General features: G+C 55.6%; 16 protein-coding genes. 12 read left to right on the top strand and 4 right to left on the bottom strand.

Annotated elements, in window-relative coordinates; genetic code table 11:
* Window positions 1-121: 121 nt before the first annotated feature.
* The gene (gene acrR / locus IAE50_RS19885; protein WP_023478285.1) at window positions 122-775 is read right to left on the bottom strand and encodes a multidrug efflux transporter transcriptional repressor AcrR; all 654 of its coding nucleotides are present in this window, start codon (window positions 773-775) and stop codon (window positions 122-124) included.
* Window positions 776-917: 142 nt separating this feature from the next.
* Here acrR and acrA point away from each other — a divergent pair, with 142 nt between their 5' ends.
* From acrA to IAE50_RS19850, 7 genes are all read left to right on the top strand, one after another.
* Window positions 918-2,117 (top strand): multidrug efflux RND transporter periplasmic adaptor subunit AcrA, encoded by a 1,200-nt coding sequence (gene acrA, locus IAE50_RS19880; RefSeq protein ID WP_042714476.1) that lies wholly within the window; start codon window positions 918-920, stop codon window positions 2,115-2,117.
* A gap of 22 nt (window positions 2,118-2,139) precedes the next feature.
* Window positions 2,140-5,289 (top strand): multidrug efflux RND transporter permease subunit AcrB, encoded by a 3,150-nt coding sequence (gene acrB / locus IAE50_RS19875; protein WP_094419552.1) that lies wholly within the window; start codon window positions 2,140-2,142, stop codon window positions 5,287-5,289.
* A gap of 531 nt (window positions 5,290-5,820) precedes the next feature.
* On the top strand, window positions 5,821-6,195 hold the full coding sequence (gene tomB / locus IAE50_RS19870; RefSeq protein WP_042714473.1) for an Hha toxicity modulator TomB: 375 nt from the start codon (window positions 5,821-5,823) through the stop codon (window positions 6,193-6,195).
* 23 nt (window positions 6,196-6,218) lie between these two features.
* Window positions 6,219-6,437, top strand: a complete 219-nt coding sequence (locus IAE50_RS19865) for an HHA domain-containing protein (protein ID WP_023478287.1) — start codon at window positions 6,219-6,221, stop codon at window positions 6,435-6,437.
* A 75-nt stretch (window positions 6,438-6,512) separates the two neighbouring features.
* Complete coding sequence (gene maa, locus IAE50_RS19860) at window positions 6,513-7,079, top strand: maltose O-acetyltransferase (protein WP_200581037.1); 567 nt, start codon at window positions 6,513-6,515, stop codon at window positions 7,077-7,079.
* Window positions 7,080-7,182: 103 nt separating this feature from the next.
* Window positions 7,183-7,686, top strand: a complete 504-nt coding sequence (locus IAE50_RS19855) for a YlaC family protein (protein ID WP_200581036.1) — start codon at window positions 7,183-7,185, stop codon at window positions 7,684-7,686.
* Between the two features lie 120 nt (window positions 7,687-7,806).
* Entirely contained in the window at window positions 7,807-8,508 is a 702-nt protein-coding gene (locus IAE50_RS19850; protein ID WP_200581035.1) for a GNAT family N-acetyltransferase, read from the top strand.
* Here the strand turns inward: IAE50_RS19850 and ykgO are convergent.
* Window positions 8,505-8,645, bottom strand: coding sequence for a type B 50S ribosomal protein L36 (ykgO, locus tag IAE50_RS19845; protein WP_023478279.1), 141 nt, complete (start codon window positions 8,643-8,645; stop codon window positions 8,505-8,507). The two genes, IAE50_RS19850 and ykgO, sit on opposite strands and share 4 nt — an antisense overlap.
* A 3-nt stretch (window positions 8,646-8,648) precedes the next feature.
* Complete coding sequence (locus IAE50_RS19840; protein WP_124969359.1) at window positions 8,649-8,909, bottom strand: type B 50S ribosomal protein L31; 261 nt, start codon at window positions 8,907-8,909, stop codon at window positions 8,649-8,651.
* 261 nt (window positions 8,910-9,170) lie between these two features.
* Between IAE50_RS19840 and IAE50_RS19835 the strand changes: the two genes are divergently transcribed.
* The 4 genes from IAE50_RS19835 to IAE50_RS19820 are packed head-to-tail and all read left to right on the top strand — an operon-like array spanning window position 9,171 to window position 12,472.
* Entirely contained in the window at window positions 9,171-10,199 is a 1,029-nt protein-coding gene (locus tag IAE50_RS19835; protein WP_200581034.1) for an isopenicillin N synthase family oxygenase, read from the top strand.
* Between the two features lie 22 nt (window positions 10,200-10,221).
* On the top strand, window positions 10,222-11,028 hold the full coding sequence (locus IAE50_RS19830) for a MetQ/NlpA family ABC transporter substrate-binding protein (protein WP_200581033.1): 807 nt from the start codon (window positions 10,222-10,224) through the stop codon (window positions 11,026-11,028).
* Window positions 11,025-11,816, top strand: coding sequence for a methionine ABC transporter ATP-binding protein (locus tag IAE50_RS19825; protein ID WP_200581032.1), 792 nt, complete (start codon window positions 11,025-11,027; stop codon window positions 11,814-11,816). Before IAE50_RS19830 ends, IAE50_RS19825 begins: the two co-directional genes overlap by 4 nt.
* Complete coding sequence (locus IAE50_RS19820; protein WP_200581042.1) at window positions 11,813-12,472, top strand: methionine ABC transporter permease; 660 nt, start codon at window positions 11,813-11,815, stop codon at window positions 12,470-12,472. The genes IAE50_RS19825 and IAE50_RS19820 overlap by 4 nt, the downstream gene beginning before the upstream one ends.
* Window position 12,473: 1 nt before the next feature.
* Here IAE50_RS19820 and IAE50_RS19815 read toward each other — a convergent pair whose 3' ends face one another.
* The gene (locus IAE50_RS19815; RefSeq protein WP_094419543.1) at window positions 12,474-13,844 is read right to left on the bottom strand and encodes a PTS transporter subunit EIIC; all 1,371 of its coding nucleotides are present in this window, start codon (window positions 13,842-13,844) and stop codon (window positions 12,474-12,476) included.
* Between the two features lie 277 nt (window positions 13,845-14,121).
* Here IAE50_RS19815 and IAE50_RS19810 point away from each other — a divergent pair, with 277 nt between their 5' ends.
* Window positions 14,122-15,321, top strand: a complete 1,200-nt coding sequence (locus tag IAE50_RS19810) for an enolase C-terminal domain-like protein (protein WP_042712881.1) — start codon at window positions 14,122-14,124, stop codon at window positions 15,319-15,321.
* Window position 15,322: the final 1 nt, after the last annotated feature.

Genomic DNA, 15,322 nt, shown 5'->3' with positions numbered 1-15,322 from the left:
ATTTGAGCGATCGTTGTCTGTTCGGGAAAGCGGCCGGAGTGGCCACGCGCGAAGAATATCACGCGTGCAGACAACTACCTAGAAGAGTGAGCGGCCTCCAGGAGAAATCCTGGCGGCCTGCTTATGCCTTGAGAGCCGGCGTGTCGTCGCGCAGCGTCGGGCAGAACTGGCACATCTCCAGCAGGATGGCGACGTAAGCGCGCGCCTCTTTTTTCAGATCGAAAGATTGCGGCGCAAAGAGCCAGTTTTCCATAATTCCGGAGACATAGGCGCGCATCAGCACCGCGACACGGCGGGTTAAAAGATTAGCGGGCAATAATTTCGCCTGAATACATTCAGTGAGTGTATTTTCAATGCGATCGTAACTTTCCAGACATAAATCGCGCTGCGCCTCCTGCACTACCGCCATTTCGCCGACAAACTCGCATTTATGGAAGATAATTTCCATCATCAGCCGACGCCGCTCTTCGACAACGGTGGCTTCAAGGATATAAACCAATATTTCTCTTAATACTGAGAGTGGATCACCAGGGAATTTTGCCCGATACTCAGTTTCAAGATCTCCAATACTGGACTCCGACAGTTCCCAAATTTCACTAAACAAATCTGACTTGTTTTTGAAATGCCAGTAAATCGCGCCGCGAGTTACTCCTGCCGCCTGCGCAATTTCAGCCAGCGAAGTTGATGAAACGCCCTGCCGGGAAAACAGCCGCATGGCGACATCAAGAATGTGTTGTCGCGTCTCAAGCGCCTGTTGTTTGGTTTTTCGTGCCATATGTCGGTGAATTTACAGGAGTCAGATTTACATACATTTGTGAATGTTTGTACCATAGCACGACCATAATATAAACGCAGCAATGGGTTTTTGGGCCTTTGATCCATTGATCAATTTGAAATCGGACACTCGAGGTTTACTTATGAACATAAACAGAGGGCTAACGCCTCTGGCGGTCGTTCTGATGCTTTCGGGCAGCTTAGCGCTTACAGGATGTGACGATAAACCTGCGCAGCAGCAGCAGGGAGCCGGCCAGGCGCCGGAAGTCGGCGTGGTAACGGTGAAAGCGGCACCTCTGCAGATCACCACCGAGCTGCCGGGTCGCACCACTGCATATCGCATTGCTGAAGTCCGTCCGCAGGTTAGCGGCATTATTTTGAAGCGCAACTTTACCGAAGGCAGTGACGTCGAAGCGGGTGTCTCGCTCTATCAGATTGATCCAGCGACCTATCAGGCCGCCTACGACAGTGCAAAAGGCGATTTAGCCAAAGCGCAGGCAGCGGCGAATATCGCGCAGATGACCCTGAACCGTTATAAGAAACTGTTGGGCACCAAATACATCAGCCAACAGGATTATGATACGGCGCAGGCAGACGCGCAGCAGGCAAACGCCACGGTTATCGCCGCAAAAGCTGCGGTCGAGAACGCGCGCATCAACCTGGCTTACACCAAAGTCACCTCCCCAATTAGCGGCCGCACCGGTACCTCTACCGTTACCGAAGGTGCGCTGGTGCAGAGCGGGCAGACCACTGCGCTGACCACCGTGCAGCAGCTTGATCCGATCTACGTCGATGTCACCCAGTCCAGCAACGATTTCCTGCGCCTCAAGCAGGAGATGGCTAACGGTTCGCTGAAGCAGGATAACGGCAAAGCGAAAGTGGAGCTGGTGACCAACGACGGCATGAAATATGACCAGTCCGGTACCCTTGAGTTCTCTGGCGTAACCGTCGATCAGACCACCGGTTCAATCACCCTGCGCGCCGTGTTCCCTAACCCGGACCACACGCTGCTGCCGGGTATGTTCGTGCGCGCCAAGCTGGAAGAAGGGGTTAACCCGAACGCCCTGCTGGTTCCGCAACAGGGTGTGACCCGTACGCCGCGCGGTGACGCAACGGCGATGGTGGTAGGTGAAGGCGACAAAGTTGAAATCCGCAATATCACCGCGACCCAGGCCATTGGCGACAAGTGGCTGGTTACCGATGGCCTGAAAAGCGGCGATCGCGTGATCATCGAAGGGTTACAAAAAGTCAAACCTGGCGTGCAGGTCAAGGCCCAGGAAGTGACATCTGACAAGAAAGAGCAAGCCCAGGCCAACGGCCAGTCAGAGCAACCGAAGTCTTAACTTAAACAGGAGCCGTTAAGACATGGCTAAGTTTTTTATCGATCGCCCCATATTTGCGTGGGTTATCGCGATTATCATCATGCTGGCGGGGGCGCTATCGATCCTCAAATTGCCGGTGGCGCAGTATCCAACGATTGCGCCACCTGCGGTTCAGATCACCGCTTCTTACCCGGGTGCTGATGCGAAAACGGTGCAGGACACCGTAACGCAGGTTATCGAACAGAACATGAACGGTATCGATAACCTCCTTTATATGTCCTCCACCAGTGACTCCTCTGGTACGGTCCAGATCACCATCACCTTTGATTCCGGTACTGATGCGGATATCGCGCAGGTTCAGGTGCAGAACAAACTGCAGCTGGCGATGCCGCTTCTGCCGCAGGAAGTGCAGCAACAGGGCGTGAGCGTTGAGAAATCCTCCAGTAGCTTCCTGATGGTGCTCGGTATGATCAGTACCGACGGCTCAATGAAGCAGGAAGATATTGCCGACTATGTGGGCGCGACCATTAAAGATCCGGTCAGCCGTACCAAAGGCGTGGGTGACGTTCAGCTGTTCGGCGCGCAGTATGCGATGCGTATCTGGATGGACCCGAACAAGCTCAATAACTTCCAGCTGACGCCAGTCGACGTGATCACGGCTATTAAAGCGCAGAACGCCCAGGTCGCGGCCGGGCAGTTGGGCGGTACGCCGCCGGTGAAAGGGCAGCAGCTGAACGCCTCGATCATCGCGCAGACCCGTCTCACCTCGACCGACGAGTTTGGCAAAATTCTGCTGAAAGTGAACAGCGATGGTTCGCAGGTTCGCCTTCGCGACGTGGCGAAGATTGAACTGGGCGGCGAAAGCTACGACGTTGTCGCACGCTACAACGGCCAACCGGCGGCGGGTCTGGGTATCAAACTGGCGACCGGTGCTAACGCACTGGATACCGCAGAAGCGGTACGCGCGACCATTGCCGGTCTCGAACCTTTCTTCCCGCACGGCCTGAAAGTGGTTTACCCGTACGACACCACCCCGTTCGTTAAGATCTCCATTAACGAAGTGGTTAAAACGCTGGTTGAAGCGATCGTACTGGTCTTCCTGGTCATGTATCTGTTCCTGCAGAACTTCCGCGCGACGCTGATCCCGACCATTGCGGTGCCGGTGGTGCTGCTGGGTACCTTCGCCATTCTTAACGCCTTCGGCTACTCGATAAACACCCTCACCATGTTCGGTATGGTGCTGGCGATAGGCCTGTTGGTGGATGATGCCATCGTGGTGGTGGAGAACGTCGAACGTGTGATGATGGAAGAGGGTCTGCCGCCAAAAGAGGCAACCCGGCGTTCGATGGATCAGATTCAGGGCGCGCTGGTCGGTATTGCGCTGGTGCTGTCGGCGGTATTTATTCCGATGGCCTTCTTCGGCGGCTCTACCGGCGCAATCTATCGTCAGTTCTCCATTACCATTGTTTCCGCGATGGTGCTGTCGGTGATTGTAGCGCTGATCCTGACGCCGGCACTCTGTGCCACCATGCTGAAACCGGTCGCCAAAGGCGATCACGGCGAGCATAAAAAAGGCTTCTTCGGCTGGTTTAACCGCATGTTCGATAAGAGCACGCACCACTACACCGACAGCGTGGGCAATATCCTGCGTAGCACCGGTCGTTATCTGCTGCTCTATATTGTTATCGTTGCGGGCATGGCGGTGCTGTTTGTCCGTCTGCCGAGTTCGTTCCTGCCTGATGAAGACCAGGGCGTGTTTCTGACCATGGCCCAGCTGCCTGCCGGCGCGACGCAAGAGCGTACGCAGAAGGTGCTGGACGAAGTGACGAAATACTACCTGGAGAATGAGAAAGCCAACGTTAACTCGGTCTTTACCGTTAACGGCTTCGGCTTCTCGGGCCGCGGGCAGAACACCGGTCTGGCGTTCGTTTCGCTGAAAAACTGGGATGAGCGTGCGGGTGAGGAGAACAAAGTTCCGGCAATTGCAGGTCGTGCCAGCGCGCACTTCTCGCAGATTAAAGATGCGATGGTCTTCGCCTTTAACCTGCCGGCAATTGTTGAACTGGGTACCGCAACCGGCTTCGACTTCCAGCTGATTGACCAGGCTAACCTCGGTCACGATAAGTTAACGCAGGCGCGTAACCAGCTGTTTGGCGAAATTGCGCAGCATCCGGATCTGCTGGTGGGTGTGCGTCCGAACGGTCTGGAAGATACGCCGCAGTTCAAGATCGATATCGATCAGGAGAAAGCGCAGGCGCTGGGCGTGTCGATTAGCGACATCAACACCACGCTGGGCGCAGCCTGGGGCGGCAGCTACGTGAACGACTTTATCGACCGTGGTCGTGTGAAGAAGGTTTACGTTATGTCGCAGGCGAAATACCGCATGCTGCCAAACGATATTGGCAACTGGTATGTGCGCGCAACGGACGGTCAGATGGTGCCCTTCTCCGCGTTCTCCACTACGCACTGGGAGTATGGCTCACCGCGTCTGGAGCGTTACAACGGTCTGCCGTCAATGGAACTGTTGGGCCAGGCTGCACCGGGCCGCAGTACCGGTGAAGCGATGGATCTGATGGAGCAGCTGGCAAGTAAATTGCCAACCGGTATCGGTTTTGACTGGACAGGCATGTCCTATCAGGAACGCCTCTCCGGCAACCAGGCACCGGCGCTGTACGCCATTTCGCTTATCGTCGTCTTCCTCTGTCTGGCGGCGCTCTATGAGAGCTGGTCGATTCCGTTCTCGGTGATGCTGGTGGTTCCGCTTGGCGTTATCGGTGCCCTGCTCGCGGCGACGTTCCGCGGTCTTGGCAACGACGTTTACTTCCAGGTGGGCCTGCTGACAACCATTGGCTTGTCGGCGAAGAACGCGATACTTATCGTCGAATTCGCCAAAGATCTGATGGATAAAGAGGGCAAAGGGCTGATTGAAGCGACGCTTGAGGCAGTCCGTATGCGTCTGCGTCCGATTCTGATGACCTCGCTGGCGTTTATCCTTGGGGTACTGCCGCTGGTTATCAGTTCTGGTGCGGGCTCCGGCGCGCAGAACGCCGTCGGTACTGGCGTAATGGGCGGGATGATCACCGCGACCGTGCTGGCCATCTTCTTTGTTCCGGTATTCTTTGTGGTGGTTCGCCGCCGCTTCAGCCGCCGCAGTGAAGATGTTGAACACAGCCACAAGGTTGAACAGCACTGATCCTCTTTGCTGATATAAGAAAAGGCCGCTCATAGCGGCCTTTTTCTTTTTTACACTGTTGTGCCTTCCAACTCATCGGATCATTAAATACGTTATTGTTTAACTGATTAATTTATGCGTTGGCATTAAGGCATATAATCACTGTGTATTTGCGAATGTGCTATATTTTCCAGTAATAATCTTAATTTCTCTTAATATTACTTTAAGTCAGAAAAATCCTGGCAGAAAAATATTCTTATAAGCGGAATAATCGTACTCATGCTAACTTAATGAAATGTAAGGCAGTCCGCTGACTTACTTAGCCGTATGAGACGATTCGCATCGCTACTTTTCGCTGTGCCGCGCCGCTTTTCCCGCAGGAAGAGATATTATTTGTAATTTTTCGTGATAGCTCAATGAAATCCTATTCATAGTGGCTTATAGTTATATCAACGAACATAAATCAGCATATGTCTCTGGTCAGAGCAGAAGTTCCCATCCTGAATCAGCCTTTGGTTAGTAAAAAAATTACCACTCAGAAGGGGATGCGTTATGGACGAATACTCGCCGAAAAGGCATGATATTGCGCAGCTTAAATTTCTCTGCGAATCGTTGCACCAGGAGTGCCTCGCCAATCTGGAAGAGAGCCATCATGGATGGGTTAACGATCCCACATCAGCCATCAACCTGCAGTTAAATGAGCTGATTGAGCATATTGCAACCTTCGCGCTGAATTATAAAATTAAGCACGACAAAGATAATAAGCTGATTGAATTGATCGACGAATACCTTGATGACACGTTTATGTTGTTTAGCAGTTACGGTATTAATACACACGACTTACAGAAATGGCGTAAAACAGGCAGCAAGCTGTTTCGCAGTTTCGTCAATGTAAGCAAGGCTAATCCAGTAAGTCACTCTTGTTAATTTTTCAACACTAAGGTAAAGATATGTCCGAAAAACCATTAACAAAAATTGATTATTTGATGCGTTTAAGGCGCTGCCAATCAATTGATACGCTTGAACGCGTTATTGAAAAAAATAAATACGAACTGACCGATGATGAGCTTACGGTGTTTTATTCAGCGGCCGATCATCGTCTGGCTGAACTGACTATGAATAAGCTTTATGACAAAATCCCCTCGTCGGTGTGGAAATTTGTTCGCTAATTCTTCTCAATGTTAAGAGATGTTATTTCTGCCACAGTCAATCGTTCAACCTCCGTACCAGGTACACTCTAAAAAATGAATGATGAAAAACAGAAAATGATCGCCGGTCTTCCCTACCGGGCGGGCGACGACACTCTGCGCGCCGATCGGCTGCGCGCACGGCAGCTGCTGCACCGTTACAACCACTCCAGCCCGGATGAAAAAGCAGAACGTAAAGCGATTCTTGCCGATCTGCTCGGGCAGAGCGAAGGGGCGTATATCGAGCCCACTTTCCGCTGCGACTACGGTTACAATATTTTCCTTGGCGAAAGCTTTTACGCTAATTTCGATTGCGTAATGCTCGATGTCTGCCCGATTCATATTGGCGATAACTGTATGCTGGCTCCGGGCGTTCATATATATACGGCGACGCACCCGCTTGATCCTGTCGAGCGAAACAGCGGCGTGGAATATGGTAAGCCGGTCACGATTGGTCACAATGTGTGGATTGGCGGACGCGCGGTGATTAATCCAGGCGTTACCATCGGCGATAATGCAGTGATTGCCTCCGGCGCGGTGGTGGTGAAAGATGTGCCTGCCAATGTGGTCGTCGGCGGCAACCCGGCTCGTATTATCAAACATCTGACCGAAGCAACCGTTTAGTAACTGTTATCTTTTTTTGTGGCAAAACTGTTACTTTTTTCACACTGGACGGCAACTTAAAATAGCGTGTCCACCTGCAAATCAGTATCAATAAAGGCCCAAGATGACAGAAATACAGCGGCTGCTCACCGAAACGATTGAAGAGATCAACCAGCGCGAGAAACGGGACAACCGACCGCGCTTCAGCATCAGTTTTATTCGCAACCATCCGGGTCTGTTTATCGGCATGTATCTGGCATTCTTTGCGACCCTGGCGGTGATGCTGCTGTCCGACACCCTTATCGGCTCCGTCTGGCTGCTGGTGGTGCTTTTCATCGTCCTGAACGGTTTCTTCTTCTTTGATGTTTACCCGCGTTATCGCTTTGAGGATATCGACGTGCTCGACTTCCGCGTCTGCTACAACGGCGAGTGGTATAACACCCGCTTTGTGCCGCAAAGCCTGATCGACGCGATTATGCAGTCGCCGAAAGTCAGCGCTGAAGAGAAAGCACAGCTGGAAAAGATGATTACGCGTAAGGGCGATCTGTCGTTTTACGACGTTTATACCCTCACCCGCCCGGCCTCTGCGCAACCCACCGCGCCTGTGGCTCAGCGCTCTGCCGGTTAAGCCGGCATGCTGCCGCGCGTAACAGCGCGGCACGCTCCTCCCTCTTTTCAGGAATATCTCTCCTTTGCGATTTGTGGTCTGATAAAAACCGACCGCCACCCGCCTTCTCAAGGAGAAACGATGACTCAGCTGAATCAATATCAACAACCTGTCGGCGAGGCCCTGCCCGACTGGCAGCCCCGCCCCTTTCCGCAACGTCTCACTTTTGAAGGCCATTTCTGCCGACTCGAACCGCTCAGCATCGATCATGCTGCCGAACTGTTTCAGGCGCACCAGCAGGCGCCGGATAACCGAAGCTGGACCTGGCTCACCCGCGAGCCGGAACAAAACGAAGCGGAGTATCGTCACTGGGTTGAGAGCAACTGTGCGCTGCGCGATCCCATCCATTTTGCGGTGATCGATCTGCGCACCGGTAAACCGGTCGGCAGCCTGGCGCTGATGCGTATTGATAGCGAGAATGGGGTGATGGAGGTAGGGCACGTGCATTTTTCGCCGCTGCTCAGCCGCACGCCTGCGTCGACGGAAGCGCACTGGCTGTTAATGCGTTATGCCTTTAGCACGCTCGGCTATCGCCGCTATGAGTGGAAGTGCCACAGCCTGAATGAACCGTCGCGCCAGGCGGCACTGCGGTTAGGTTTTCAGTTTGAGGGGCGCTTTCGCCAGGCGATGGTGCGTAAAGGGCATAACCGCGATACGGACTGGTTTTCGATTATTGATGGCGAGTGGCCCGCCGTTGACCAGGCGCTGCAACGCTGGCTTGCCGCCGATAACTTTACCGCCGACGGCAAGCAGCGCGCTGCGCTGGCATCGCTTCGCGCTTAGCGTCTCTTCTTCTTACCCTGCACCGCTTTAAAGCGCGGGTTCGATTTGCAAATCACATAGATACGCCCCTTGCGCCGGACAATCTGGCAGTCAGGGTGGCGTTGCTTTGCGCTGCGCAATGAATTGAGTACCTGCATGGTTTACGCCTTCTTATCGTTAAAGAACCGGCCATAGCGCTGCTGGAACCGCGCCGCGCTGCCTTCACTGGAGATCACTTTCTGCTTACCGGTGTAGTAAGGGTGCGACGCAGACGAGACCTCAATGGTGATATAGGGATATTTCACCCCATCCAGTTCAATTTCCCGATCCGTTCGGATGGTCGAACCCACTTTGAAGTATTCGTTGGCGCTGGTGTCGTGAAACACCACGGTACGGTAATGGGGATGGATATCAGGTCGCATAATTCACTCATCTGTTTTGTTATAACATAACAAAAGTCTATCGGAGATGTGTCGCCATTTCAAGCAGCGCGCGTTATGCGTTTTTCGCAAAAGCACATGATCCTGCGCGGTCATAAATTAGAAAAGAAGGTTATTGGTTCAATTTTCTCGCCTGAGGCAAGCTGAGTTAAACCCGCTAACAGGAGAAGATCATGCGTTGTTGTTGCCGCCCAATCCCGAACCTGACACATCCCTCTTTATCGACTATTTGCGGAGAAAACAGTGAACGCAGCCACCTTACCGGTTCTCGATCTCGCCCGTTACACCAGCAGCGCTGAACGCGATGCCTTCCTCGCCGACCTGCGCCACGCCGCGCGCGACATCGGCTTTTTCTACCTGATTAACCACGGCGTCGACGACGCTTTACAGAATGCCGTGCAGCGGGAAGCGCGCCGCTTTTTCGCCCTCACCGAGGTGCAAAAAGAGCAGGTAGCGATGATCCACTCTCCCCACTTTCGCGGCTACAACCGCGCCGCATCGGAGATCACCCGCGGCCAACCGGACTGGCGTGAACAGTTCGATATCGGCGCCGAGCGCCCGGCGCTGTTACTGAGCGACAGCGATCCGCGCTGGCGACGGTTACAGGGGCCAAATTTATGGCCAGAGGCCCTACCGACGCTGAAGCCCGCCCTGCTCGACTGGCAGCGCGCCATGACATCGATGGCGCTGCGCCTGCTGCGCGCCTTTGCCGAAGCGCTGCAACTTCCCGCCGATGCGTTCGACGCGCTGTATGGCAGCAAGCCTAACGAGCACATCAAACTGATCCGCTATCCCGGCCAGCACGCCACGCAGAGCGCGCAGGGCGTCGGGGCGCATAAAGATTCTGGTTTCCTCAGCTTCCTGTTGCAGGATGAGCAAAAAGGATTACAGGTCGAGGTCGCACCCGATCGCTGGATCGACGCCGCGCCGCGGGCTGGCAGCTTCGTGGTCAATATCGGCGAACTGCTGGAGCTGGCGACCAACGGCTATCTGCGCGCCACGGTGCACCGGGTGGTTTCCCCGCCAGCGGATCGCGAGCGCCTCTCCATCGCCTTTTTCCTCGGCGCACAGCTGGAAGCCAATGTGCCGCTCTACACCCTTCCCCCTCATCTGGCAGAGGAGGCGCGCGGGCCGGAGAGCGATCCGCTCAACCCGCTTCTGCGTGATGTGGGCTGGAACTACCTGAAAGGCCGCCTGCGATCCCACCCGGACGTGGCGGAACGCTACTACCGCGATGTGCTGCGCAGCCGCACAGAACAGCTGATCGCCTGACGCTAACTACAAGGAAAAGACCATGAAATATGTCGCATTGACGCTGGCAGGTGCCGCGCTGTCTCTCTCGCTGGCGGGCTTCGCCGCCCAGGCCACGCCCTTACGTGTCGCCGCCGACCCGGTACCGCACGCCGAGATCCTTAACTACATCAAAACCCTCGATCCGAAACTCGATCTGCAAGTGGTGGAGCTGAGCAACGGCGCGAATGCCAACGAACTGCTGGCAAATGGCGACGTCGACGCCAACTACTTCCAGCACCTGCCCTACCTGAAAGATCAGGAGAAGGTACTTGGCAAGCCGTTTGCCGTGGCGGCAACGGTGCATATTGAGCCGCTGGGCATCTACTCGCGCAAATACAAAAACTTTACCTCGCTGCCGGATAACGCCACCGTTGCCGTGCCCAATAACCCCACCAACCTCAGCCGTGCGCTGTTTCTGCTGCAAAGCCAGGGGTTGATAAAACTCGACGCTAAATTTACCGATCCGGCCACCACCCAGGCGACGCCGAAAAACATCGCTGAAAACCCGAAACACCTGAAGATCCTTGAGATCGAATCCCCGCAGATCCCGCGCTCGCTGGATGATGTCGATTTGGCAGTGATCAACGGCAACTATGCACTGGAAGCGGGGCTAACACCGGCAAAAGATGCGCTGGGGCTGGAGAGCGCGGAGCATAACCCCTACGCCAATATTCTGGTCACCACGCCACAGCTTGCCAACGATCCGCGCATCAAAGCGCTGGCTAAAGATCTCACCTCACCGCAGGTGGCCGAGTTTATTCGCAAGCGTTATCACGGTTCGGTGATCCCGGTCGCGCCGCAGTCATGATTGCCATCGAAGGGCTGAGTAAAATCTATGCCGGAACAGGCCGACCGGCATTAAAGGATCTCTCGCTGCACGTACCGAAGGGGGCGATCTACGGCATTCTTGGGCGCAGCGGTGCGGGAAAAAGCACGCTGATCCGCTGCCTTAATCTGCTGGAGCGGCCCACGGCGGGCCGCATTATCGTCGACGGCTGCGACATCACCCGGCTTGATAACGCCGGGCTGCGCGCGCACCGCCTGCGTACCGGCATGATTTTCCAGCACTTCAATCTTCTTCATGCCCGCACGGTGGCGCAAAATATCGCCGTGCCGCTGGAGATTGCCGGCGTGCCGAAAGCGCAGCGCCAGTCACGCATTGAGGAACTGCTGTGGCTGGTGGGGTTGAGTGATAAAGCCCACGCTTTCCCCTCGCAGCTTTCCGGCGGGCAGAAGCAGCGCGTCGGCATCGCCCGCGCGCTGGCTACCCGGCCTCAGGTGCTGCTGTGCGATGAAGCGACCAGCGCCCTCGATCCGCAAACTACCGCCTCGGTGCTGTCGCTGCTGGCAGATATCAACCAGAAGCTGAACCTGACGATTGTGCTGATCACCCATGAGCTGGAGGTGGTGAAAACCCTCTGCGATCACGCGGCGCTGCTGGAGGATGGCGAGCTGATTGAGCATGGCAAAATCGCCGATCTGCTGATGACGCCGCGATCAAAACTGCGCCAGTCGCTGTTACACGATCCGCAAAGCGAGCAGGCGTTTCTCGCCCGCCATGGTTTTAACGGGAGGCCATTATGCGTGGTGGCATGAGCTGGGACGAACTCTGGCCGCTGCTGGTGAACGGCACGCTGGAGACGTTCTATATGGTCGGGCTGGCGGCGCTCTTTACCGTGCTGATTGGCCTGCCGCTTGGCGTGCTGTTATTTATCTCGCGCCGCAATGGCCTGGCACCGATGCCGACGCTGAATGCCGTACTCGGCAGCATCGTCAATGTCGGCCGCTCCCTGCCCTTTATTGTGCTGTTGATTGCGCTAATCCCCTTCACCCGCCTGTTGATCGGCACCACGCTGGGCAGCACGGCGGCGATTGTGCCGATCACCATCGGTGCCTTTCCCTTCTTTGCGCGCTTAACGGAAAACGCCCTTGATGAGGTTGAATATGGTCGTATTGAAGCGATCCTCTCGATGGGCGGCAACCTGTGGCATGTGATTGGCAAAGCGCTGCTGCCCGAAGCGCTCCCCTCGCTGCTGGCGAGCATTACGCTGACGGTGGTGATGCTGATTGGTTTCTCGTCGATGGCGGGAGTCATTGGCGGCGGCGGGCTGGGCGATCTTGCCATCCGCTATGGTTATCAACGCTTTAACGACCAGGTGATGGTCGGGACGGTGGTGATTCTGGTGGTGCTGGTGCAGGGCGTGCAGATGGCAGGAGAGAGGCTGGTGCGCCGCCTGGCGCACCGACGTTAAGCTACTGTTTCGCCTCTTTCGCCAGCAGCAGCGTGGTGAGTGCAAAGGAGAGCACCAGCGCAATCGCCACACCGGAGAGCGCAAAGATAAAGTAGGGGCCAATGTAGGCTGGCAGGCTGAAGATGCTCGACAAAATATAGCCGTAGAGCCGCACGCCGAAGAAGGCGATAAAGGCCGAGGCCAGCGAGCTGGCAACGGTCGCGGCAATAAAGGCTTTTTTGTAGCGCGTTAAGACACCAAACAGCGCCGGTTCGGTAATGCCGAGCAGCGCTGAAATGGCTGCCGACAAGCTGACGCTCTTCTCCTGGCGATCTTTACTCAAGCGCCAGATGGCAAAGGTTGAACCCGCAATCGCCATATTGGCCATAAACATCATCGGCATCAGCATGTCATACCCGCGATCGCTGAAGTTTTGCAGCGCAATCGGCGTCATGGCGTGGTGCATGCCGGTGAGGATCGCCACCGGGCGAATCGCCCCCACCACCAGCCCGGCGAAGCTTGCCGAAATACTGAACAGCCCTTCAATAAACAGCGCCAGCCCTTTGCCGAGCCAGATGCCGATGGGGCCAATCACCACCAGCGCTGCCAGCGCACCGAGGAACAGCGTCAATGTTGGCGTAAAGACGGTCTTCAGCACCTCCGGCATAATGCTGTCCACCCAGCGATGGATATAGCTGAGCGCCAGCACCGAGAAGATCACCGGGATCACGCTTGCCGAGTAGTTAAAGACGGAAACGGGGATGGCGTTAAGCAGCCAGAAGGCGCTGACTGCCCCCTCCTGATGCGCCGCCAGCGCTTTTGCCGCCTCGATAAGCGAGGGGTACATCAGGCAGGCCGCGACCGCTGCCGCCAGATATTCATTGGTCTTGAATATTTTTGCCGCCGAGACCGCGAGGAAAAAGGGCAGGAAGTAGAAGACGCCGCTGGCAATCAGATCGATGACGATCACCGTATCGCTTTTCGCCGAGATGACGTTGAGGGCAATCAGCCCGGCCAGCAGCCCTTTGATCATCCCCGCCCCGGCAATGGCAGGCACAATCGGCCCAAAGACGCCGGAGACCGTATCCATAAACAGCGACACCAGGCTTTTGCGCCCCTTCTCTTTCGCGGCCGGAGCTGTCGGCGCGTTGCCGAGGGCGGCGAGAAGCTGTTCGTACCAGCTGTTAACCTGCGGGCCAATCACAATCTGGAACTGATCGCTTTGCAGCTGCGCGCCCAGCACGCCGGGCACTTTTTTAATCTCCGCCTGCTCTACTTTATTGTCATCCACCAGCGAGAAGCGCAGGCGCGTCATACAGTGCCAGACGTTATGAATATTATCCCGCCCGCCCACCAGGCGAATAATATTGGTGATGGCTTCTTGCGTGCCCATAAAAACTCCTGCCGGATGCGTTGTTGTTTTAGTCATTGCTACCAAGGGTAGAGAAATGCAGGAAGCAAAACAAACCAATAAAATATGAAATCCGTCACACTTTGCTGCCATCACGCATTCATTAACGCAACAAAGCGCAAATTGGTCTGGTTTTTAATTACATTAACAGGTGAAATCTGACCAAAATATTTATTCGAAAAAAGCGTTTACCTCGCGGCGAAATTAGGGCGAAGATAGTGGCCATTCCCCGCTTATATTTCGCTGTAAAGGAGTTCCCGTGACGCCAACGCTTATCCAGAATATCGACTGTTTTATTACCCGCCCCGACAGGCATAACCTGGTCGTCGTGCGGGTAACAACCGATAAAGGTGTCATCGGCCACGGCTGTGCGACCTTTCAGCAGCGCCCGCTGGCGGTCAAAACGGTGGTGGATGAGTACCTGAAGCCGCTGCTGATTGGTCGCGATGCCAATAATATTGAAGATCTGTGGCAGATGATGAGCGTCAACGCCTACTGGCGTAACGGCCCGATCCTTAATAACGCCATCTCCGGTGTTGATATGGCACTGTGGGATATCAAAGGCCAGCTCGCCGGAATGCCGCTCTATCAGCTGTTGGGCGGGAAGTCCCGCGATGCCATCGCCGCCTACAGCCACGCCAGCGGTGAAACCCTCGACGAACTCTTCGACTCGGTCGATAAGCTTGTGGCACAGGGGTATCGCCATGTGCGCTGCCAGCTTGGTTTTTACGGCGGTACGCCTTCGCAGCTGCAAACGCCGGACAACCCGACGCCGGGCGCCTATTTCGACCAGCAGGAGTATATGCGCAACACCGTCGCCATGTTTAAAGCGCTGCGCGAGAAGTATGGCGACAGCCTGCATATCCTGCATGACGTGCATGAGCGCCTCTTCCCGCAGCAGGCGGTGCAGCTGGCGAAGCAGCTTGAGCCTTATCAGCCCTACTTTATTGAAGATATTCTGCCGCCCGCGCAGAGCGGCTGGCTCGATCAGGTGCGCCAGCACAGCAGCGCGCCGCTGGCGATGGGTGAGCTGTTTAACAACCCGGCGGAGTGGCACGATCTGATTGTGAACCGCCGTATCGACTTTATCCGCTGCCATATTTCGCAGCTTGGCGGCATCACCCCGGCGCTGAAGCTGGCGGTGCTCTGTCAGGCCTTCGGCGTGCGCCTGGCCTGGCACGGCCCGGGCGATATGACGCCCATCGCCGTGGCGGTCAATACCCATCTCAATATCCATCTGCATAACGCCGCGATTCAGGAGTATATCCCGCGCTCCGCCACCACGGATGCGGTCTTCCCCGGCGCGCCGCAGGTGAAAGCAGGTTTTGTCTATGCGCCGGAAAAACCGGGCATCGGCGTTGGGTTTAATGAAGAGGAGGCGCGCGCCTGGCCCGTCACCTACCGCCCCCATGAGTGGACGCAGAGCCGCCTCACCGACGGCACCATGCACACGCCGTAAT

This window comes from Kosakonia sp. S42 (assembly GCF_016624785.1).
Classification (GTDB): domain Bacteria; phylum Pseudomonadota; class Gammaproteobacteria; order Enterobacterales; family Enterobacteriaceae; genus Kosakonia; species Kosakonia cowanii.
This window is presented reverse-complemented; position numbering and strand designations above follow the sequence as displayed.